The sequence below is a fragment of the Deinococcus misasensis DSM 22328 genome, assembly GCF_000745915.1.
GTDB classification, from domain to species: Bacteria; Deinococcota; Deinococci; order Deinococcales; family Deinococcaceae; genus Deinococcus_C; species Deinococcus_C misasensis.
In genome coordinates this window covers 159,813-182,221 of sequence record NZ_JQKG01000004.1, presented here as the reverse complement: position 1 = coordinate 182,221, position 22,409 = coordinate 159,813, and the positions used below count along the sequence as shown (strand labels likewise).

The 22,409-nt window shown below is 56.4% G+C and carries 18 protein-coding genes; 8 read left to right on the top strand and 10 right to left on the bottom strand.

All coding sequences use genetic code 11. The features are described 5' to 3' along the window. Positions 1–12: 12 nt before the first annotated feature. Genes Q371_RS04990 through Q371_RS04980 form a run of 3 tightly spaced genes read left to right on the top strand, consistent with a single transcriptional unit; the run spans position 13 to position 2,751 of the window. Complete coding sequence (locus tag Q371_RS04990; protein ID WP_034336925.1) at positions 13–1,146, top strand: ABC transporter permease; 1,134 nt, start codon at positions 13–15, stop codon at positions 1,144–1,146. Then, complete coding sequence (locus Q371_RS04985) at positions 1,139–2,068, top strand: ABC transporter ATP-binding protein (protein ID WP_034336922.1); 930 nt, start codon at positions 1,139–1,141, stop codon at positions 2,066–2,068. Before Q371_RS04990 ends, Q371_RS04985 begins: the two co-directional genes overlap by 8 nt. Then, complete coding sequence (locus Q371_RS04980) at positions 2,065–2,751, top strand: ABC transporter permease (protein ID WP_034336918.1); 687 nt, start codon at positions 2,065–2,067, stop codon at positions 2,749–2,751. Before Q371_RS04985 ends, Q371_RS04980 begins: the two co-directional genes overlap by 4 nt. Before the next feature lie 15 nt (positions 2,752–2,766). On the opposite strand, the gene Q371_RS04975 is transcribed toward Q371_RS04980, so the two are convergent. After that, positions 2,767–5,211, bottom strand: coding sequence for a UvrD-helicase domain-containing protein (locus tag Q371_RS04975; protein WP_034336916.1), 2,445 nt, complete (start codon positions 5,209–5,211; stop codon positions 2,767–2,769). A gap of 1 nt (position 5,212) precedes the next feature. Then, positions 5,213–5,653 (bottom strand): MarR family winged helix-turn-helix transcriptional regulator, encoded by a 441-nt coding sequence (locus Q371_RS04970; RefSeq protein WP_034336913.1) that lies wholly within the window; start codon positions 5,651–5,653, stop codon positions 5,213–5,215. Between the two features lie 330 nt (positions 5,654–5,983). On the opposite strand from Q371_RS04970, the gene Q371_RS25370 reads away from it, so the two are divergent. From Q371_RS25370 to Q371_RS04955, 3 genes are all read left to right on the top strand, one after another. Then, positions 5,984–6,451: a MarR family winged helix-turn-helix transcriptional regulator gene (locus Q371_RS25370; RefSeq protein ID WP_051963283.1), complete on the top strand. Its 468-nt coding sequence runs from the start codon at positions 5,984–5,986 to the stop codon at positions 6,449–6,451. Continuing rightward, positions 6,448–9,801: a DHA2 family efflux MFS transporter permease subunit gene (locus tag Q371_RS25365; protein ID WP_051963281.1), complete on the top strand. Its 3,354-nt coding sequence runs from the start codon at positions 6,448–6,450 to the stop codon at positions 9,799–9,801. The genes Q371_RS25370 and Q371_RS25365 overlap by 4 nt, the downstream gene beginning before the upstream one ends. A 141-nt stretch (positions 9,802–9,942) precedes the next feature. Further along, the gene (locus tag Q371_RS04955) at positions 9,943–10,176 is read left to right on the top strand and encodes a hypothetical protein (protein ID WP_034336910.1); all 234 of its coding nucleotides are present in this window, start codon (positions 9,943–9,945) and stop codon (positions 10,174–10,176) included. Between the two features lie 24 nt (positions 10,177–10,200). On the opposite strand, the gene Q371_RS04950 is transcribed toward Q371_RS04955, so the two are convergent. Together Q371_RS04950 and Q371_RS04945 are read right to left on the bottom strand one after the other, a co-directional pair. Then, the gene (locus tag Q371_RS04950; protein WP_034336908.1) at positions 10,201–10,413 is read right to left on the bottom strand and encodes a hypothetical protein; all 213 of its coding nucleotides are present in this window, start codon (positions 10,411–10,413) and stop codon (positions 10,201–10,203) included. Positions 10,414–10,616: 203 nt separating this feature from the next. Then, positions 10,617–10,901, bottom strand: coding sequence for a helix-turn-helix transcriptional regulator (locus Q371_RS04945; RefSeq protein ID WP_034336905.1), 285 nt, complete (start codon positions 10,899–10,901; stop codon positions 10,617–10,619). 620 nt (positions 10,902–11,521) lie between these two features. Here Q371_RS04945 and Q371_RS25360 point away from each other — a divergent pair. Next, the gene (locus Q371_RS25360) at positions 11,522–13,078 is read left to right on the top strand and encodes an RCC1 domain-containing protein (RefSeq protein WP_157442525.1); all 1,557 of its coding nucleotides are present in this window, start codon (positions 11,522–11,524) and stop codon (positions 13,076–13,078) included. 181 nt (positions 13,079–13,259) lie between these two features. Here Q371_RS25360 and Q371_RS04935 read toward each other — a convergent pair whose 3' ends face one another. The 6 genes from Q371_RS04935 to Q371_RS04905 form a co-directional block, all read right to left on the bottom strand. Beyond that, on the bottom strand, positions 13,260–15,089 hold the full coding sequence (locus Q371_RS04935) for a glycoside hydrolase family 3 protein (protein ID WP_034336902.1): 1,830 nt from the start codon (positions 15,087–15,089) through the stop codon (positions 13,260–13,262). A 342-nt stretch (positions 15,090–15,431) separates the two neighbouring features. Next, on the bottom strand, positions 15,432–16,712 hold the full coding sequence (locus Q371_RS04930; RefSeq protein WP_034336898.1) for an MFS transporter: 1,281 nt from the start codon (positions 16,710–16,712) through the stop codon (positions 15,432–15,434). Positions 16,713–17,238: 526 nt separating this feature from the next. Beyond that, on the bottom strand, positions 17,239–18,126 hold the full coding sequence (locus tag Q371_RS04920; RefSeq protein ID WP_034336893.1) for an aldo/keto reductase: 888 nt from the start codon (positions 18,124–18,126) through the stop codon (positions 17,239–17,241). Positions 18,127–18,128: 2 nt separating this feature from the next. After that, on the bottom strand, positions 18,129–19,457 hold the full coding sequence (locus Q371_RS04915) for a GH1 family beta-glucosidase (protein ID WP_034336890.1): 1,329 nt from the start codon (positions 19,455–19,457) through the stop codon (positions 18,129–18,131). Between the two features lie 13 nt (positions 19,458–19,470). Continuing rightward, positions 19,471–20,955 carry a gluconokinase gene (locus Q371_RS04910; protein WP_051963277.1) on the bottom strand — a complete coding sequence of 495 codons (1,485 nt, stop codon included), beginning with the start codon at positions 20,953–20,955 and terminating at the stop codon, positions 19,471–19,473. A 3-nt stretch (positions 20,956–20,958) separates the two neighbouring features. Next, positions 20,959–21,834, bottom strand: a complete 876-nt coding sequence (locus Q371_RS04905; RefSeq protein WP_034337112.1) for a MurR/RpiR family transcriptional regulator — start codon at positions 21,832–21,834, stop codon at positions 20,959–20,961. On the opposite strand from Q371_RS04905, the gene Q371_RS26845 reads away from it, so the two are divergent. Next, the gene (locus Q371_RS26845) at positions 21,833–22,105 is read left to right on the top strand and encodes a hypothetical protein (RefSeq protein ID WP_157442524.1); all 273 of its coding nucleotides are present in this window, start codon (positions 21,833–21,835) and stop codon (positions 22,103–22,105) included. The two genes, Q371_RS04905 and Q371_RS26845, sit on opposite strands and share 2 nt — an antisense overlap. Positions 22,106–22,409: the final 304 nt, after the last annotated feature.

Genomic DNA, 22,409 nt, shown 5'->3' with positions numbered 1-22,409 from the left:
CCCAATGCTGGCATGACAAGGCTTTTTGACTGGCGGGTCTTGCTGCTGCCCACCCTTTTGCTGATTGCAGCATTGTTTTTGCCGTGGGTGGGCGTGCGTCCCAACCGCATCGCCCTGCCTGAATTCCACACCCTTCCCTTCTCAATGCAACTGCTGGGGGGTGGGGTGGTTTTGCTGTTGCTGCTGCCTGCTTTCTGGAAACCCCGTTTGCTCTGGGTGGGGGTCAATCTGGCCTTGCTGGGCGGGGTGGTGCTGCTGGGCGGGCAAACCGTGGGGCAAATGGTTTCACAACCCGAGATCGCACGGGCTTCGGCGAGCAGTGGGTTCTGGCTGTGGATGTTGGGCAGTGGCATGGTCTTTTTGGGCACCCTCACTGTGCCAGAAGGGTGGCAAAAAATCCTGTGGTGGCTCTGGCTGCCGGGCATGCTGCTCTTTGCTGCACTGCACGGTCTGGACAGCTGGAGTGTGCTGATTGAAGGCAAGAACGAAGGGGAACGCTTTGCCCTGGAATTCCTGCAGCACCTCAAATTGACTTTCACGGCTCTTGGGTTCGGGCTTTTGATTGCGGGGCCTCTGGCGGTGTGGGGAAACCGTTCTGCCCGAACGGCTCAAATCTCCTTGCAAATTGCAGGAGCCCTGCAAACCCTCCCGAGTCTGGCCTTGCTGGGTCTGTTGATTGCCCCTCTGTCTGCCTTGTCCCAGAAATGGCCTTTTTTGCAAGAGCTGGGCATTCGAGGCATTGGCACGGCCCCGGCTCTGGTGGCCCTCACCCTTTATGCCCTGCTGCCCATCCTGCGCAACGGAATCGTGGCCCTGCAAACCGTGGACCCGGATACCCTTGACGCAGCAAAAGGCATGGGCATGACGGCAAGGCAGGTGTTCTGGAAAGTGCAACTGCCTCTGGCCCTGCCGGTTTGGCTTGCAGGGGTGCGGCAAGCCAGTGTGCTCTTGATTGGCATCACCAGCATTGCTGCCCTGATTGGTGCAGGAGGGCTCGGAACTTACATTTTCAAAGGACTTCAGGGAGGGGCCAGCGACCTGATTTTGCTGGGTGCACTACCAGCCATGGGTCTGGCCTTGCTGCTGGACGGCCTGTTCAAACTGCTGGAACGCCAGCTCACCCCACAGGGAACACACCATGATTGAATTGATAGAGGTCAGCAAAGCCTACCAGAGCCAGTTTGCCGTGCAGAACCTGAACGTGACCTTCAAGGCAGGCAAAATCACTGCACTGCTCGGACCTTCAGGTTGTGGCAAGACCACCACCCTGCGCATGATCAACCGCCTGATTGAACCCACCTCTGGGCAGATCCTGCTGCACGGAAAAGACACCCGCACCCTGAAACCCGAGGTGCTCAGGCGGAACATGGGCTACGTGATCCAGCGGATCGGGTTGTTTCCCCACCTGAGCATCGCCCGGAATGTTGCAGTGGTGCCAGAGCTGCTCAGGGAGCCAAAAGAAAAAGTCCAGAAACGGGTGGATGAACTCCTCGAACTGGTCGGACTGGATCCTGTGGTGTACCGCAACAAGAAGCCCGCAGAACTCTCTGGAGGTCAACAGCAACGGGTGGGGGTGGCGCGCGCTCTGGCTGCTGACCCACAAGTCCTCTTGATGGATGAGCCATTTGGGGCTCTGGACCCGATTGTGCGGGAAAAATTGCAGCAGGAGTTCCTCAGCATCCAGCGGAAACTTTCCAAAACCATTGTGCTGGTCACCCACGACCTGCACGAAGCCATTGTGCTGGCAGACGACATCGCCCTGATGCATGAGGGAAAACTGGTGCAATTTGGACCACCCTCAGCGCTGATCCACCAACCGAATGGCCCTTTTGTGCAGCAATTCATGGGTGAGGATGCCGTGCTGACCGAACTGGCCCTCCGGCCCGTCCGGGATCTGGTGCAGCCCGGTGACGCTTCAGGTCTGGTTTCCATCGAAGCAGACCATCACCTGCGCACAGCCCTGTCGGTGATGCTGCGAGACCGGGTGGACCAGCTTGCCGTGCTGAACAACGGGCAAACCCTCGGGGTGCTTCACCTCAGGGACCTGATTTCCCAGAGGCCCAGATGAAAAAGTGGGTCTGGCCCTTTTTGCTGTTGCTGGCCCTCGTTCCGGGATGGCTCGAAAAAGCCGTGGCCCCTCTTGCTGCTGGAATTGTGCCCACATTGGACGCCCCTTTGTGGAAACTGACCCTCGATCACCTGCTGCTGGTGTTGCTGGCAGAAGCCCTGATCCTGCTGATTGCGGTGCCTCTGGTGGTCTTTGTGACCCGCAAAGGCAACCACGCCTTCTTGCAACTCACCGAAACCCTCACCGGGCTCGGGCAGACCGTACCGACCCTTGCGATTCTGGCTCTGGCTGTGCCTGCACTGGGCTTCGGGGTGTACCCGACCCTGCTGGGACTGGTGCTTTACGGCCTGCTTCCGGTGGTGTCCAACGGCATCGCTGGCCTGAAAAACCTCGATGAAGGGGTGCTGGACGCCGCCACTGGCATGGGCATGACTGGACTCCAACGCCTCTGGCGCATTGAGTTTCCTCTGGCTTACCCGGTCTTGCTGGCCGGGATTCGGACCAGCACGGTGTACAACGTGGGAACCGCCACCATCGGCGCAGCACTCGGGGCAGGAGGGCTGGGCAGTCCGATCATCAATGGACTGTCCCAGCAGAATTTTGCTCTGGTGCTCATGGGTGCCCTGACCGCTGGACTGCTCGCCCTCACCCTAGAAAGCCTGTTTCCAGAGGCAAGTTCTTGATCTGCCTTTCACACTTCAGGCCTTGAAGCTTCTCACCAGATACAGTTCTTTGCGGGCACGGGTCAGGGCCACATACCAGAGGTTTCTTTCCTGCTGGTGTTCCCATTCCAGCATGCGCTGGTCTTTCACATTGAAATCTTCAAAAGACAGCACAAACACGCGTTCGGCTTCCAGACCTTTGGCCTGATGTGCGGTGCACAACATGATCCCTCTGGGGTCCGGGGCCAGTTGGTGTTTCAGGAAAAACAAGAAGTCCTCTCCGGTCAGGAATTCTCGGGAACGGAACAGGCCTTGAAGGGCGTAAAGCTGCGCCCCGAGTTCGCTGGGATTGCGGCTGGCATGGCTGCGGGTGAACCGGCTGCCCAACTCTTCGGCGTAAGAAATGCTGTTGTGCTGGGCTTGCTGGTGGATGTCGATGGCCAGGTCCTGAAGGTTCTCGATGGCCTCCTGCAAGGTCAGACCCGAGGCTTCCTCTGAATCGTCTTTGGAAACGGCTTTTTGCAGGAAGTTGATTTTGCGACCACTGCGGACCAAATGGTAAAACGCCTGTCGGACCGTCTGGCGGGTTCTGCCGAACATCAAATCCGCTGGTCCTGCGAAGCTGGACAGGTGCTGCCACGGAATTTCCTGCACGGTCCCCACTCGGGCAGATGGGGCAGCCTGAATCACAGGAAACACCTGCTGGGCCTTCTGAATGTGGGTGGTGGGGCAACGGTAACACACCGACAGGGGAAACTCGGTGGGGGAAAGTTGCCGGATGTTGTTGACGCTCTGGTTGTCGGCCCCCCGGAAACCCATGATCGCCTGCGCTTCATCTCCGACAAACAGCATTCGGCCCGAGGTCTTGATGGAGCGTTTCACCAGTTCCAGTTGCACCTGCGTGAGGTCCTGACACTCATCAATCAGCACAAAATCATAAGGTTGCACGGAGAGGTTGAGGTGCACCGGCAACCAGCACTGGTCATCGAAGTCGATTTTCTGGTTCCGCCGGGCTTCCTTGAGGCCCCATTCGATGACCTCCACCAGCACGGGATGCAAGTCCTTGATGGCGTCCGGGTCCATGCGGTACTGGGTGGCCACGCGGGTCACTTCGTTCAGGCTGTGATGATCAATCAGGTAGCTTTTGCAAAGGGCCAGCAGTTTCAGAACGGTTTTCTTGTCCTGATCGAAGTTGGCATGAAAACGTGCCCTGAGGGAGCGGGCCACATACCCACCGTAGCGTTTCCAGGTGGGTTCCAGAGCCATGTCTGGAAAGTGTTTGCGGATCACACTGTACCCAAATCCATTGAGGGTTTTCACCTGCACGGCGTCCAGACCCTGAAGGCGGCACTTTTCCTGCAACTCCTGCTGGATGGTTTTGTTGAAGGCCAGCATCAGGATTTCGGCGTTGGAGTTGCGGGAGAGCACTTCCCGGGCCGTTCTGAGGAGGGTGGTGCTTTTGCCAGACCCGGCCACCGCCAGCACCAACCCGTGACCGTTGCCTTCACGGGCAAACTGGTAAATGGCCTTCTGGTGCTCAGAAGGTTCAGGCTCTGGTTTTTGAGGTCCTGATGGCCCCTCAACCTGTCTGGAAGCCGTGATTCCTTGCTGGTAACTCTTGCGGAATTCGGTTTCCGCCCAGAGGTTGGCGGTCAGGCGGTCCCAGCGTGGGTGGGAAGCCACAGGTGAAACCCCTTCCAGATCGGCATGCTTTTCCAGCGTCACCTGCTCGATCAGTTGCTGCACCACCTTGCAGCACCCCACAGGATCGGTGAGCACCTGCTGTTCACTGAACCGCACCACCGCCCAGCCCAGCTCCAGAAAATGCTGGTCCCTTTCACTGTCCGAGCTGACCCACTCCTGCTGGCTTTCCTGAAATTCGGTGTAATGGATGGCTTTTTTGCCTGTGGTGTAGGGTTCATCGATCTCAATGCAGACGCGCAGTTTGAAGCGTGGATCAAAGTACACGAAGTCTGGAACGTATTCAAATCCTCTGGAGTGGTTGCTGCCCACCTGAAAATGCCGTCCGATGCGCCCTTCGAAGTGCTCCTGCAGGTGTTCCAGAAAAAAATCCTCGGCAAAACCCAGAGGGGCATAGCCTTCCCGTCCGACCTCTGGAACGCTGGCCTCCAGCAAACTGAGGGTGCGTTTTTTGCGGTGGTCCCTGAGGGCTTCAGGGGTGAACTTCTGGTCTTCCTGTGATTCAAAGTCGGCTTTGCGGGACAGAAAAGCCTTCACCTGCTGTTCATGCTGTTCCAGCAGGGGTTTTCTCGCCTGTTCAAGGCGCACTTCAGCTTGCTTCCTCTGACCGAACAGGTGCATCAATGTGGTGGTGATGCGCAGGCCCAGAGGGGGCGTGAAGTCGGGCAGAACAGGCTCTGGCTCTGGAAAAGTTTCCCGGTTGGGCCGTGAAGTCAGGGCCTCTTGCAGGAGGGGTGGCAGCAACACCACAGGGAACTCGGGAGGAGGGGGAACCTGCACGTCAAACCTTGGAGAGGGATTCGAGGGTGTCCATCAGCACCATCACCCGGTCTTTGCCCAGACGTTCAAAAGTGCGGGCCAGTTCCTGTGCAAAACGGCCTTCAATGGTGCGGATCACCCCCCTTCCCTGTTCGGTGAGTTGCAACAGGTAACGCCTTGCGTCCTGAGGGTCCACAGAGCGCACAATCAGGCCTTTTTTGATGAGGGGGTCCAGAAGCCTGCTGGTGGCATATCCGGGCAGGTGCAACACCTCTGAGAGCACGCCGGGGGTCACCCCATCCTGTTCGAGGTAACGCAGGATGCCGTAATCCCGCAGTTCAAGGCCATGTTCGGCTTTGAGGATCGGGGCCAGCATGCGTGCAAAATGCTCCCGATGCTGCCAGTAGACCAGCAGGTACCGGGAAGCCAGTTCGGTGAGTTCAGCAGAGGGCAGGGTGGACATCTCGGTTCATTCTACGCCATTTGCCTTTTGGCTGAAGTTGCCGCTTTGCCAGAGGAAAGCCCAGAGTCTGTCTTTTGGCATGTGGACTGAGAAAGCCGTCAGCCCTCAGCTTTCAGCGGTCAGCAAAAAGCACACAGGTCAGCTTCTGCTTTAAAGCACCAACCTTGACAAACGCAACACTGCGCTGTCCAGAACGACCTCAAGATCCTCTTCTGCTCTCTTTTGAACCTGCACCAAAAAAGCACATTATTTGTTAAATAGAATTAGTTGCAATAATGCAATTGATGGGAATATGCTATAAGTGCAGGCCCCAAGGGGCAAGGAGCACCCATGAATCCCCCAGAGCATCCACCCTCCGCAGCCGTTCAGGTGGTCACCGAAATGATCTGGACCCACTGGAATTTCTCCCACCACCTCAAGCAACACCACCTCAAGACCCTCAAGCAACGCCATGGTCTGGATCTGGAAGAACTTTTGCTGCTCACCTTGATTTGCCAGCATGCCCACCAGCCCAAGAAGCTGGCGCAAGCCCTCGGGGTGACCCCCCACCGGGTTTCCAGAGCTCTGGATGACCTCTCGCAGAAAGGGTTGATCCTGCGCAGCATTCACCCCACTGATGCCCGCAAACTGCACATCGAACTGACCGATCGGGGGAAAAACACTCTTGCAGACGCCAGTCGCACCTTTCAGCAACCTCTGCAAGACCTTTTTGCAGCTTTCAGCCCTCAAGAACTCAAAAACCTGCTGGATTTGATGCACAAACTGCGTCAGGCCTTGCCCTCTGGAGAACACCCATGACCCAAACCCCCTACAACACCCTCACCAAACGGCAAACCAGCATGGCCCTGATGGCCGTCTTGCTGGCGGTTTTGCTGGCCAGCATGAACCAGACCATCGTGTCCACGGCAGGTCCGGCCATTCAAACCGCCCTGAACATCGAAAACAGCCTGTACTCGTGGATCACCACCGCTTACCTGCTGGCCAGCACCACACTGGTGCCGATTTACGGCAAGCTGTCCGATCTGGTGGGCCGCAAACCGATCCTGATTCTGGGTACCCTGATTTTCATTGCTGGTTCGGTGGTGTGCGGAACCTCGGGTTCGGTGGGCATGCTGATTGCAGGCCGGGCCATTCAAGGTCTAGGGGGCGCAGCCCTCTTGGGCCTGATGTACGCCGTGATTGCAGACCTTTACCCCCCCGAGCAGCGCAGCAAATTCACCGGTTTGATTGGCGCAGCGTTCAGCCTCTCGACGGTGCTGGGCTCCATTGTGGGTGGATACGTCACCGACCACTTCGGCTGGCACAACGTGTTTTTCATCAGTGTGCCCCTTGGGGTCCTGACCCTGATTCCCATGCTCCTGATGCCCACCCTCAAGCAGGAACGGAAAAGGCAACCCATCGACCTGCTCGGGGCCATGCTGCTCTCTGTGTTCAGCGTGACTTTGCTGCTGGGCCTCACCATGGGCAAAACCAGCGTTGGACCCGGTGAAAGTGGCTGGCTCTGGGGCTCTTGGCAAATCCTGACCTTGCTGGGCAGTGCTGTGCTGGCCCTTGTGCTGTTCATCCTGACCGAACTGAGGGTCCAGGACCCCATCATCAATGTGCGCCTGTTCAGGAACCGCACCATCGCCATTGCCAACCTGACCACCTTCATCCTCGGGGTGGTGTTCTTCGCGGCCACGGTGTTTTTGCCCCTGTTCATGGTGAACGTGGTGGGGCTTTCTGCCACCAACGCTGGCCTCACCACCTTTCCACTGACCATCGGACTGGTGCTCAGCGCCATCGTGTCTGGGCAAATGTACGCCAGAACCGGCAAAATGAAACCGATCATTTTTGCAGGCAGCCTGATCCTGATGCTCGGGTTTGTGCTGATGGGATTCACCCTCACCCCCCACTCCACCCAGTTTGAACTCACCTGGAAGATGATTGTGGTGGGCATGGGATTGGGTCCGGTGCTGCCGATGCTGACCCTCGCCATCCAGAGCGCCATCGATCCCAGAGACATCGGGCAGGCCACCGGAACCAACAACTTCCTGCGTTCACTGGGCAGCACCATCGGGGTGGCGGTGCTCGGGACCCTGTTTGCATCAACCCTGAAAAGCGAAATCAACGACACGGTAGAGCATGCCAAAAAAGAACTGCCCTCCAGCATGCAGTCACAATTCAGCGTGACTGGAAACTCTGGGAAAAAAGGCAACAGTGCCCAGAGCTTTGATGCCCCCAAACTCAAGAAAGAAGCCACTGCAAAACTGCAAGAAACCCGCAGCCGTTATGTGGCTGCCCTGCAAGACCACGATGCGAAAGCCATTCAAGCGTTGCTGAACGACCCCAAAACCCCCAAAGAACTGCGAGACGTGCTGAAAAACGGTGGTTTTGAAGGCACCATCCAGAAGGCTTTTCAGGCCCAGCGTGGCCTGATGAGACGGGCCATTGTGGACCGGGACCCCAGAGCGATTGCCCGCATTGTGGAAGACCAAACCTACCCTCAGGAACTCAAAGCTCTGGTGCAGCAGGGGGTGGGGGCACAGGTGAGCACCACCATCGGTCACCAGAGGGACCTCTTGACCCGTGCCTTGCTGTTCAACGATCCTGCCGCCGTGCGTGAAGTGCTGGCCAGTCCCTCCACCCCTGAAGCGCTGCGCACCACTTTGCAAAACGGTGGGGTTGCCGCACAGGTCAAAAAAGGCTTCGAGGCCCAGAGGGCGCTGTTCAAAAAAGCCCTCTTGGAGGCAGACCCTCGGGCCATCCAGACCCTGCTGGCCAACCCAGAGATGCCTGCAGAACTGAAAAACGCCTTGCAACATGGTGGCATTCAGGGCAACATCCGCTTTCAGTTTGAGCAGCAGAAAACCCTGATCCGTCAGGCCCTGCTGAAAAACGATCCTGCTGCCACCGCACAGATCCTGAGCAATCCTGCTTTGCCTGCAGAACTGAAAAACGTCTTTCAGAACGGAGGGGTCACCGCCAGAGTCAAAGCCGGTTTTGCTGCACAACGGGCACTGTTCACCCGCGCCATCCTGAAAAACGATGCGCAAGCTGTGCAGGAAGTCCTGAGCAACAAAGCCCTGCCGGCAGAACTCAAAGGGCTGTTTCAAAATGGCGGTCTGGAAGCCAAAGTGAAAACAGGCATGGAGCAACAAAAAGACCTGCTGACCCGGGCCATTCAAAACAACGACCCTCAGGCCATTGAGGCCCTGCTGAAAAGCCCCTCCACCCCTGAAGCCCTCAGAAAAACCCTCACTGCAGGAGGGGTGCGCGTCGCAGTCAAACAGGGCATGGAAGCCCAGAAAACTTCAGTAGACCGGGCCATCCTTGCTGGTGATCTGGCTCCTGTGCTGCAAAGCCCCCAGTTGCCCGAGGCCCTCAAAAAAGCCCTGTCGGCTTTGCCTGTGCAGGCTCTGGCCACCCCGGAAGCCCGGCAGGCCACCGTCCAGCAGATCAATGCCTCTCTGGATCAGTCGGAAAGTGCAGCCGAAGAACAGGCCATTCAGACAGCCCTGCAACAAACCCACGCTGGACTGGATGCTGCATATCCTGCAGCCCTGCAACAGGCCCGTGAAACCGCCCTTCAGAAAGTGCTGGACGGCCTGAACCTGAAAGAACAGCTAACCCTGAAAACCGCTCCAGAGGAAGCCCTGAACAAAATCCTGACCGGCCTGAATGCCAGAGAGCAAAACCTGCTGAAAACCGCTCCACAGGAGGCTTACAGCAGTGCACTTGCCAAGCTGGACGCCAGAGAGCCCACCGTGGCTGCACAGGCCCCCTTGCAAGCCCTTGAAGCTGCGCTGGTGAAACTGGATCAGGCAGAGCAGCAAGCCCTGAAAACCGCTCCAGAAGAAGCCCTGAAAAAGGTGCTGAGAACACTGGACGCCAAAGAGCAAGACACCCTGAAAACCGTTCCTGCCTCTTCACTGAACAAAATCCTGAAAGGGCTGGATGAGGCGAAAACCAAAATCATTCCGGTCATTGATGAAATTGCAGCAGGCATCAAGCAGTCTTTCACCGATGCGGTTTCCTTGCTGTATCAGGTGGGTTTGTGGGTGACTTTGCTGGCCACAGCCATCGCCATGTTGCTGCCAGAAGGGGGCATTCGCAAAGTCAGCCGGGAAGAAATTCTGGAAGACGAGTTCCGCTCTGTGGAAGTCTGAAGACCACACCTTTCCACGCCAGAGGAATCTCCTCTGGCTTTTTCTTTTATGTGCCATAACCCTGCAAGAATCCGTCTGATTCCATCAAAAGTCTGGCTGCAGGTCACAACCTGAAGCAGATGCAACAGATAGCATGAACATGTGCCACAAGTCACGGTTTTTGCAGACCACCTGCGCTTTGAGGGGGAACACATTCCCATGGAACAGTGGGCAGATTTTGATCTGCTCTATGGATGCATGGAATGCCTTCCCCAGAAACCAGAGGAGCACATCCTGCTGCTCGGGGTCCGGTGTTTTCATTCTGCTGAGCAGTACACCGAAAAAGCCTACCTGTTCATTCGCAGGTCTGCGATTGTGGGCTGGGTGGACCACTGAATCAAAAAGCACCCCAAGGGGTGCTCAAACGGGTGGGTTGAGGATTTCTTGCGGGTTGTGGTCGAAAATTTGGATTTCGCCACCAAACACCTCCCAGTAACCCTGGGAGACAAACCGCATCACGTCGGTGGGGAGCCGCCATCCGTGGGTGATGGCATAATGCTCCAGAGCGGACAGGGCATTCGGTGCCTGAATCACCGTCATGAGGTTGTTCTCGATGATGTAGTACAGCTGCATCTCAAACCTGCTTTTCTGAAGTCTGACCCTCGGGCATGGCACGCCCGGACATCCTGTGATTCGGGGGCTCGGGTCTTTTTGCATTGCAGGGGACTGCAACATGGGGACTGCCCATTGATTTTACACGCTTTGAGCCGAGATTGAAACCTCAAACCTGAAGCCACACTGAAATTTTATGCGTCTGAGAAGGGTTTTTTCAAAACTCAAGTGTCTTGGTCCACAATGGTCCAGGGCAGTCCAGCTTCGAAGTCCCTCTGGGCACCAATCAAAAGTCCTGCGGAGATTTCCCAGTGGTGTTGCAGGCGGTAGGCCATCTCTGGCGTGAGTGGGGCTTCGCCTGCGCAGACATGTTCCAGCATTTCCAGAGTGCAGTCCAGCACTTTTGCAAGATCAGCAAGGTTTTCTCCACGGTCTGTGCATTCCCGCTTCAGGAAGCAACCGGGATGAAAAGAGAAGACCGTATGGTTGGAAGTTCGATTCTCCAGCACCTTGCACCTTGTTTTCTGTTCGGGTTTTCTGTAAGGAATTTCTGTGGACCTCGGGATCGGCCCTGAGGGCAAGTATAAAGCAATCTGTATTCCAGAATACCATGTTTATTTTTCATGCTTTTGTTACCATTGTGACTCTGGACATCCTTTTCTCATCTTGTGCTGCCCCCTCCATTCGGTTTGGCACAAAAGGTTGCACAAAGCCCGAAAGCAACTCTTGTTGGTCCATCGATCCAGCACTGTGAACAGATGGGAGATGCCCGATGACTTCTGCACAAGGGGGTTGATGGTGACCTGTCTGCTGTGAACTTGCTCCAGATGTCCAGCAACATCCACAATGGCTTTTTTCCATCTGAATACGGGAAAACCATTAGCAGTGTTTGCAGAAAAGTGTTAAAATAAATTTACACATTGGGCATCAACCCTTTCTTTGGTGTCTTTTCTTTCTTGTTTGATTTTTCGACCGTCAAAACCTGATGTGCTGAACACACCAGCCAGAGTGCGTTTTTTCGCATTCTCCATTGTTCTGGGATTTTCGTGGATGCCAGGGCGGTGCCTCATGCATCGGTGGGGAGCGTCCACACCGGCCCAGTCCGGCCTTTGATGCCCCACAAACGAACATGAAAACCACTTGGATGCTGTTTTCAGTGATGTTCCTGCAAGCTTGCAACACGGTTTCGCCTCCCTCCTTGATGCCCGCCACGCCAGAGGGCATCACCCTCACCAACTTGCAAGGATGGCCCCATCTGGAGTGGAAAGACACCCCGGACGAAACCGCATATGAGGTGATGTTCAGCAAACAGGGAGAAAAGTTTGAAGTCAAAGCCCATCTGGATGCCAACACCACCCGTTATCCCATGGATGAACAGGCTGGATATTATGCGGTGCGCTCCCTGAAGGCCCATCAAACCTCTGAAATGGGCCACACGGTGTATTACGCTGCGCCCCAGAACCTGCAAAACAACGTGTATGTGGTGTTGCAGGGCAGCCTCACACCTCTGGACAGTCAGGCCCCTTGCCTGTGGTCGAGCAAAACCCCCGAGGTGGCAACGGTTCAGCAAAACAACGTGCTGGCTTTGAAGACCGGAACGGCGGACCTCGCTTGCACTCTGGAAAACCGAATCCTGAAAGGAATACGGCTGCAGGTTTATCCGCCCATTTTGCCTTCAGAACAGATCCTTTCCAGCGGAAACCAGCACAACCTGCTGGTCTGGCAAGGTCAGCTTCAAACGTGGGGATGGAACGGTTACGGTCAGGTGGGCACCTCTCCCCTGCCAGAGGTGATGCAGGTGGCGGCAGGCTGGAACCATTCCTTGCTGCTGACCCGACAAGGTGAAGTGTACGCATGGGGCGCAAACCAGATGGGTCAGTTGGGCCTCGGGCATACTGAAGACCAGATTTCTCCAGTTCACGTCTCAGGTTTGACCGGAATCACGGCCATTGCTGCTGGGCTGGAACACACGGTGGCCGTCCAGCAGAACGGCAGCGTGTGGACTTGGGGCAACAACAATGTGGGGCAACTCGGGACGGGCAACACCGAAAGCCAGAGCAAACCTGTGCAAATTCCAGACCTGACTGGAATCGTGCAGGTTTCCGCTGGAGTGGGTCACACACTGGCCCTGAAAAACGATGGAACCGTGTGGGCATGGGGCTGGAATCTGGATGGGCAACTCGGGATCGGCAACACCACAAGCCAGACCAGACCTGTGCAGATCTCCGAACTGACCGGGATCGTGCAGGTGGCAGCGGGTCACCACCATTCGCTGGCTTTGCGTGCAGATGGGGTGGTTTTTGCATGGGGAGACAACCACAACGGCAGGCTCGGGACCGGCGACACCCTCAGGCAACTGAAACCCGTGGTGGTGCAAGGACTTCCGGCCATCCAGAGCCTTGCTGCTGGAGCCTCACACACTCTGGCCCTTGCACAGAACCAGAAAGTGTACAGTTGGGGCAAAAACCAGAATGGGCAGTTGGGCCTCGGGAATGCTCAGGACCAGTGGACCCCCAGAGAAGTGCAGGGTTTGCCCTCTGTGGTGGCCCTGTCGGCAGGTCGGGCGCACAGCGTGGTGCTCACCGAAAACCAGACCTTGTGGGGTTGGGGCAGCAATTTTGCCGGGCAACTCGGGGCAGAACCTTTTGAAGATGTTTTGCTGCCAGAGCAGTTGAGGGTGTTTTAGGGCATTTGACAGAAGAACAAAAGGATGTCTCTCTGGAAAGGGTTTTTTGAAACAAAAGGATTCAGGAGAATATTTCACTGATAAACGCAGCAGAGCAACAAAAAGGAGCTCTGGCTGAATAGTTTGCCGCATTTCAGCCAGAGCAGGTTTGGATGGAAAGGGCAGGAGCCCGAGACGCAGGTCAGATCGTGACAGGGGTTTTGAGGGTGGTCAGGCCATCCCCGATTTTGAACAGGTGTTTGCTTTCAGGGGTGAGTTGGAGGTCTTGCTGGCTGTAAGGCCAGTGGAATCCCAGTTTTCCAGTGAAGGGGAAATCTCCAAACACCACATCGGCGATGCCCTGACCTTCTGAGCCGGGCAGCCAGCTGGCCACAAAAGCATCCCAGCCAGAGATGTGTTCGGTGACCACGTAAGGACGGCCCGAGAACAGCAGCACGGCCACTTTGTCACAGTGGGCTCTGGCGTTCTGGATGGTCTGGATGTGGGCATCGGTGAGTTTCAGTTCGAAGCGGTCTCCCATGCCTTCGGCAGCGGGTTCTTCGGCGATGACCACCACGCCCACTTCGAAGCGCTGGTCGGTGGTGCCGTCTTCGCTGTAGGTGAGCAGTTCAGGACGGCTGAGGGTGGCTTTGAAGGCCTCCAGCACGTTGGTGCCTTCGGTGATCTGGCCATGTCCGCCCATCCATGAGATGGTCCATCCGCCGCACTGTGCCCCGAGGTCGTTGGCAGCACTGCCCGCCAGCAGCACTCTGGCGTTCTTGCTGAGGGGGAACACACCCTCGTTTTTCAGGAGCACCTGTGATTTGCGCACAGCTTCGCGGGCAATTTCGCGGTGGGCTCTGGAGCCGACCACTTCCAGCTCGGGGAGGGGCTGGTTTTCAAAGAGGCCCAGAGCGTGTTTGGTGTGCAGGATGCGGCGCACAGCGTCATCAATGCGGGAGAGGGGCACATCTCCGGCCTCCACAGCACGGGTGAGGGTTTCGATGAAACGCTCGTATTTGAACGGCACCATCACCATGTCGATGCCAGCGTTGATGGATTTGACCACGCAGGTGTAGTAATCCGCATCAATCTGGTCGATGCCTTCCCAGTCGGTGACGATGAAGCCTTCAAAGCCCATTTCACCTTTCAGGACGGTGTTCACCAGATAATCGTGACCGTGCATTTTGACCCCATTCCAGCTGGAGTAGGAAGTCATGATGTTCAGGGCTCCGGCTTCTATGGCCCGTTTGTAGGGGGGCAGGTGCACTTCACGCAGGGTTTGTTCGTCGATTTCGCTGTTGCCCTGGTCCAGTTGCCATGCCCCGAGGTCGAGGAGGGCCTGCATGGAAGCATCCACATGGGCATTGGCGAGGGTGGCATCGTTTTGCAGGGCGTTGGGGTCACCAGAGATGCGTCTGGAGCTGCCAAAGGTGGTGGCTCCGTCTGCCACAAAGTGCTTGACAGATGGCAGCACACTGCTCGGGCTGTTCCAGCTTTCGCCCCTCAGGCCTTCGATGTAGGCAGCGGCCAGTTGGCCGACCAGTTGGGTGTCCTGGCTGTAGCCTTCGAAGCTGCGTCCCCAGCGGATGTCGTAAGGAATCGAGACGGCTGGGGCGAAATCCCAGCGCACCCCGGTGGCAGCCACTTCCAGAGCGGTGGCCCGGCCAATTCTGCGCACGAGGTCGGTGTCTCGGGTGGCCCCCAGAGCGATGTTGTGGGGGAAGATGGTGGCCCCAAACATGTTGTTGTGTCCGTGCACGGCGTCCACGCCGTAAATCAGGGGGATTTTCAGGCGGGACCCTTGGGATTCTTCGATGAATCCCAGCACCATTTCACGCCAGTTTCTGGGGTTGTTTTCGGTGGGGTTGCCTCCCCCTCCGCTGAGCACCGACCCGAGGCTGAATCGGGCAATGTCGCCCTTTTTGACGCTGTTTTTCTCGGGTTGGGTCATCTGTCCGATTTTTTCAGCAAGGGTCATTTCTGAGAGCAGGTTTTCGATGAAGGTTTGGGAGGGGGTGTGCTGGGTCATGGTGCTCCTTGAAGGTAACTTTACCGGTACAGTTTATTCTACACGGAAAGGTGTGTGGGCGGTGGATTGGACAACTTCAGACAGGATATCGAATCGATTCGATAATACCATGCCCATTGCACCAGAGAAAAGAGGTGATCCTCTTTGGTCCCGATCCAAACATCTGCATCTGGGCAGACATCTCTCTGGTGGTTTGAAGGAAACGGGTGCACATGGGATCTGGCTTCAAGTATAGGACATTTGACAGCGTTTGCACAAGAGATTTCCAAAAACACATGAAAATCCACCACTTTTTCATTGTGGTTTTGCATGCGCTTTCAAGACTTGGAGAAGGAAAGCAGTTCACTGCCCTTGCGAAGCCAACTCGGCCTGTTTTGCATCAGCGATTCTGACCCCACGGATGGGCATCAACGAGACCAACCTCAAGACAATGCACAGCAGGAAGTATTCAAGGTAATCACCGGGAACACCGGGTTTTTGCAGCACTGTCACCACCCAGCCTGCCACCAGACCCATCACAAAAGAAGCCGCCCCAGAGAGCAAACTGCCTGAGGACAGGTAAGGCAAACGGTTGCCGGGTTGGGTTTTGTGCATCGCCAGATTGAAAATCGCCAGGTTGGCTGCACTGTAAATCACCGCTTCCATGACCGCCAGCACCCACACCAGAGAAGTCCAGTGGGTCAGATGCACCACAATCAGGGTGAGGGGAATCAGAAAAGCACTCAGCAGGGCGCAGATTTTCAAAACCAGCATGTTGGGGATGCGGTCCACAATGAAACCGATCTGGTAATTCACCAGCAAGCCCACCGCTGCCGTCAGGGCGGCATACAGGCCCACCTGCGTCATGGTGAAGTGCAGTTCGTTCAGGAAGTAAGGAGTCAACATGACGGTGCAAAACGCCTGTGCCCCTCCCCACACGGTCATGAACCGCAAGAAAGGCGCAAACTCCGGGTCTCTGAGGGGGGTCATGACCACATCCTTGAAGGTGAGTTTGGGTGCAGAAGGAAAAGGATCGTGGTACATCAGGTACATCAAGGTGGACACAATGGACAGCACAAAGGCCGCTCCAAACAGCAAAGCGTAATTCATCGGCGACACCAGATGGTCGATGATCAGGCCACCCCCCAGTGAAGCTGCCGTTGCACACACCCCCATCAGACCGTTTCGCATGCCAAAGAAGCGCCCACGGATCTGGCCGGGGACCACATCTCCCATGATGCCGCTCCAGATGGTGCCAGCAGCAGACTGGAAGATGTTGGTGAAGGTAAGTCCAAGCAGCAACCAGAAGACTTTTTCATCTCTGGGCATTTCAACAAACAGCAGGGTGAGGGGAATCAGGCCGAGCAGGCGGCTGACCATGCCCAGATAAAACATCAGCTTCTTGCGTTTTTTGACCAGAGACACCCACCATGCGGTGATGGGTCCGGTGAGTTGGGCCAGAAAGGGAATGCTTCCTGCGAAAGCCAGTTCTGCACTGGTGGCCCCCAGATGCCCGAGGTACCCGATGAAAATCGGGCCGAGCAGCCAGGTCGCATAGATTTGCCAGATGCAGCCTTCCCAGACCGAGAGCTTGAGGGTGTTTAATCGTTTCGAGTCGTGGATGTCGGCGTACAGGGATTGCATGGGGTCCTCGGGAGATGTTGGGGATGAACACAGCAACGTGGTAAACGTTTACAGCCGCATTGAGGTTTCAGTATGGCCCCCGGATGCCTCAAGTTCAAGGAACTTAAGTTACTTTTCAAATCCTGAAAACAGAAGTCAAAATTGCATCGCACTGAAAGGGGGTTTTTGCTCTCCCTGCACACGCTTGAAATTTTTTTCAATACTCAGTACAAAATTTTCAAACTTGAGGGTTTTTCCTTCAGATCCCCTGCAACAAGATCACCTCAAAGTCCGACTTTTGGTAGACCCACTGAAAAAGCGGTCAGCGTTCAGCAGTCAGCCATCAGCAAACAAGCACCCTCCTCAGCTTTCGCTTTCGAAAACAGCAATTGAACGAGGGAAAGCCACCACAGGTTTTTGGACTTCAAGAGGTGAGAGGAAGATTTCCCTGCTTGCTGAACACGGATGGCTTGCTGACAGCTTTTGACGCAACAGGACCCATGCAGCGACTTTGTGTTTCCCCTGTCCCCTGCGCTTTCCCTGAATTTCAGGCCAGCTTTTCCAGAGCTTCCATGTCCTGCACAGTCAATTCAAGGCTGGCTGCGGCCATGTTTTCCTCCAGATGTTGGATGCTGGAGGTGCCCGGAATGGGCAGCATCACCCGTGAGCGCTTGAGGAGCCATGCCAGAGCCACCTGTGACGGCGTGGCCTGCAACCTCTGGGCGATCTCGTCGAGCACCCCTCCTGCCCCGGCAAGGTTCCCCACATTCAGGGGATGCCACGGAATGAACCCGATGTTGTGCGCTTCGCAGTAACGCAACACCGCTTCAGATTTGCGGTCCAGCAGGTTGTAGCGGTTCTGCACCGTCACCACTTCCAGCACCTGCTGGGCCGCCTCGATCTCCTCGATGCTGACTTCAGACAAACCAAAAAAGCGGATTTTGCCTTCCTGCTGCATTTCTTTGATGGCCCCGAACTGCTCGTCTCTGGGCACTTTCGGATCGATGCGGTGCAGTTGCCACAGGTCGATGGTGTCCACTTTCAGACGCCTGAGGCTCATTTCCACGTTCTGCCTGAGGTACTCGGGACGGCCCAGAGCGGTCCACTGGTCCGGTCCCTGACGGGTGTGGCCCCCTTTGGTGGCAATGACCAGACCTCTGGGGTAGGGATGCAGGGCTTTGAAAATCTGTTCCTCCGAAACCCCCGGACCGTAAGCTTCTGCGGTATCGATGAAATCAATGCCCAGATCCAGAGCGTGGCGCAACACCCTCAGGGCGTTCTCGGGGTCTTGGGGCTCGCCCCACACCCCTTTTCCGGTCAGGCGCATCGCTCCAAACCCAAGGCGGAACACCTGCAAGGTTTTTCCAATCGCAAAGGTGCCACTGTTGGAGGCGTGGATCACCGAATCTGTTTTGATGTTTCCTGTCTGATGCATGCTCAAACCTCCTCTGCCTGAAATTTTCTTTGCTGCATCACGAAATCCCGGTACCATTTGGCACTGTCCTTGAGGGTGCGTTTCTGGGTTTCGTAGTCCACATGCACAATTCCGAACCGCTTGGCATACCCAAAAGCCCATTCAAAGTTGTCCAGCAAAGACCACTCGAAATACCCATGCACCGGAACCCCTTCTTGCATCGCCCGGCCCAGATGCTGCAAGTGGTCCCTCAGGAAACGCACACGGGCTTCATCGTGCACTTCACCGTTTTGCAACTCATCTTTGAAGGCAGCCCCGTTCTCAGTGATGTAGTACTTCGGAGCGGGGTATTCCTGGTGCAGGTCTTTCATCAGGCGATAGATGCCCTCAGGGTAGATCTCCCAGCCCATGTCGGTGCGTTCCACGTCCTGCAAGGTTTTGCCTTCGGTGCTGACCCAGTAACGGTAGTAGTAATTCACCCCCAGGAAATCCAGAGGTTGTGCCGCCACCTTCAGGCGCTCGGGGTCGATGCTGGGCATGTGCTCGGCGTAATGGGCCACGGCACGCTCTGGAAAAGTCCCCCTGAACACCGGGTCGAGATACCAGCGGTTGATTTTGGCGTCCAGCAAGAGGGCAGCCTCCTGATCGGCTTCGCTGTCGGTGGCCGGATCGACCGGATACAGGTTCAGCACCGTCCCGAGTTCCGCCCGGGTGTTCTGGGCTCGCAAGGCCAATAAAGTTTCCCCGTGGGCCAACTGGATATGGTAAGAGGCCAGAAGCGCGGTTTTGAGGTCCTGAATACCCGGCGCATGCCGCCCAATGTGGTGCCCGAGTTCCGCTGTGCACCACGGCTCATTGAAGGTGCAATAACTCTTGATGCGGTCCCCGAGCCTTTCGTAGACAGTCAGGGCGTAATCGGTGAACCAGTGCACGATTTCCGGATTGGCCCATCCGCCCCGGTTTTGCAGGGCCTGAGGCAAATCCCAGTGGTAGAGGGTGAGGTGCGGTTCAAGGCCCCTTTGCAGCATTCCATCCACCAGACGGTCGTAAAAATCGAGGCCCAGAGGGTTCACTTTGCCGGTGCCCTCGGGGATCACTCTGGGCCAGGAAACCGAGAATCGGTAGGCACTCAATCCAAGGCCCTGAATCAAATCGAGGTCCTGCTCCCAGAGGTGGTAGTGGTCGCAGGCCACGGTGCCGTTCTGACCGCCCAGAATCTTGCCGGGCATCAGGGCGTAAGCGTCCCAGATGCTGGGTCCCCGTCCATCGGTGAATGCGGCCCCTTCAATCTGGTAGGCACTGGTGGCCACACCCCAGCGGAAATCGGCGGGAAATCGGAAGTTTTCAGTCATGGTGTTGCCTTTCTCAGACCAGAAAAGGGGTCTGCTGTGCTGCCTGTTTGAGCTGTTTCATCAGGTGAACCTGACGCTCCATGGCGTCCTGATAGAGTTCATGGGCTTGAGGGTCCGGTTCGAACGCCCCCACCACCACCCTTGAGGGGAGGTCGTAAGGATCAAGAATATTCAGTGCAGAGAGGGCCATCAGTGCAGCCCCTCTGGCGGTGGATTCATCGGGCAGGTCGGTGACCAGAACGGGGCCTCCCAAGACATCTGCAAACATCTGCAACCACACATTCGAAGACAGCACCGCTTGACCGCTCGCAATGTAGGTGGGCGGTCCAGAGAGGGCCAGATGCAACCTGCTGGCAATGTCTGCCATGCGGTAGGCGATGCCCTCCATGCCTGCCCTCAGCAACTGGATGGGTCTGGTGCTGAGTTTCAGGCCATGCACCGTTCCGGTCGCCAGAGGGTCGTAATTTGGGCTGCGCTCTCCGCTGAACGATGGCACAAACGTCAGGCCATGGCTGTCCGGGGCCATGTGGGCCAGTTGCCCTTCCAGTTCATTCCACGGCCCGAGGTTCAGGGTTTCCCGCATCCACTGGTGGATGTTGCCCCCTTCGGTCAGGGCACCTCCCATCAGGGCATGGTTTTGATCGATCAGGTAAGTCCAGAGCCCATCTGGAACAGGGGTGTCTCTGGAAGGAAGCACACACCTCAGGGCACTGGTGGTTCCCACCGTCAGAGCCACCTGACCTGCGCGGGTCGCCCCACTGCCCAGATTGGCTGCGGCCCCATCCCCAATGGCTGGAAAAAAAGGAATGTGGGCGAATTTCGGCCAGCGTTTGGCATGCTCTGGAAGCAGGTGCTGGTGGGGCACGGTCGCATCGGTCAAGAGGGGAAGCTCGGAGACAGAGAGGCCCAACTGTTGCAGCAAAGTGCTATCCCACTGCAACGTATGGCGGTTCAGCAAACCCGTCCATGAAGCCAGAGAGTAAGAAGTCCGAACTTCCCCTCCAAAATACCAGTACAGCAAAAAATCTGCGACGCTGCACCACAACCTTGCTTCATGGGGAAACGCAGTTTTCCAGTAAGGAATCTGGGCGGTCCAGTAGGCGCTGTAATCGGGGCAACCCGTGCGGTGCACCCTTGAGAGGTCCAGAGGAAGTGCTCTGGATGCATGGTGGCTGCGCGTATCAGCATAGGTGAGGACCGGTTCCAGAGGTCGAAGCCCCTCGTCCAGAGCCACCAGACTGGACGCAATGCTGGTGAAAGCCACACCCAGCACTTCTCTGGCCCCCACCCTGAGGTGCAGGATGTCCAGCACCTGATCGACGGCCTGAACAATGCGATTTAAACGGGCTTCTGCTCCTCCGTCAGAGTACACCAGAGGGCAAGGCACACGCGCCTGAATCCCTGCAAGGGCCTGTCCCCTCTGGTCGTAGGCCAGCCCTTTCACACTGCTGGAACCAATGTCGATGGCCAGCATCACCGGTTCAGTCCTGATGTACACGGTTCACCTGCGCTCCTGGCTTTTTTTGAGGGCCTGTTCCATTTTCTGGATGCGACGGCTGGAAAACGGTTCACCCATCACGTGCAAGGCAGCCACCAGACTGTCCAGCAAGCAAAGTTGTGCGAGGCGCGAAGCCACCCCTTCCCTGCGGTATGGACTGTCTGGAGCAGAAACCGTCAGGGTGTGGTGGGCGATGCGGGCCAGAGGGGAACGTCCAAGCCCTGAAAGCAGGATCACCTGTGCTCCATTGTCACGGGCCAGTTTGGCAGCATGCAGGACCTCTGGACGGTTTCCCGACCAACTGATGGCCAGCAGCACATCGGCAGGTTCCAGCAGAGCACACACACTGACAATCGCGTCTGGATCGGTGTGCACGCCACACAACAAACCCAGCCTGAGAAACCTCTGGTGGGCGTCCTGTGCCACCCACCCCGAGCTGCCCATCCCGACCAGTTCAATGCGCCGGGCCTGCGCCAGCACTTCGGTGACTTTCACAAAGGCTTCTGGCTCCAGATGCTCAAGGGTGTCCCGCAACGACATCAGGCTTGCCTCGAAGACCTTGTGCAGCACCTGCTCTGGAGGATCAAACGGTTGAATCGAAGCTGCCGTGCCTTCCCGTTCCGAGGAGGCCAAAGTGCGAGACAGTTTCAGCTTGAAATCCTGATAGCTCTTGAACCCGAGGCCCTGCACCAGACGGACCACGGTGGCTTCACTGGAATTCGAAATGGCCGAAAGGTCCGCGATGGTCCAGCGCAAGAACTCCTCTGGACTGGCCAGAATGGTGTCGATGATCCGAACGCTGGCTGCGCCCACTTCCTCGCGCAGGACATGGAGTTTGCGCAACAGTGGAGGCAGGTGGGCTGGGGGAGGTTGGGTCATGGGTGCTCCTTCTCTGAAACCCGAAAACACAAAAGCACAGGTGGAATGCATTCATTGTAACGCCGGGTTTGCAAAATCCATGCGTCAAAATGAAATAAAAATTCTTGCTGCTTGCCTCCACTTACAGGTACCCTCCTGCGACCCACAGGAAAGATCCATCCTCCAGAGCGAAGATCAAACCAGAAATACGCTTCTGAAACATCAAATTTCTGGTTTCCTTGATGGGTTTCCAGCAGACCTCTTCTGGAGTTTTCCTTTCAAAACAAGATGAAGATTTTGAAAGGATGTTTTGTTTTCAAGGGATTTTTTTGCAATGACAGACAAGGACTCTTCGATCAAAAAGAACAAGGAAAGCCCTTCCAGAGATCCAGAGCATGAATTTGTTCACTAAACGGCTTGTAAGCAGATCCATCTCCAAAAATTGCCACCAATCACACAAAATCCCACCGATATGGAGATAAAGGAAATCCCCAATGCCCCTCAAAACATCTACACAACTGTTGACAGTTTCCTAAACAAAACCTATATTCAGGGCACTTCTGCCACGACTTCTGGAACGCACCCTCTGGCCTGCG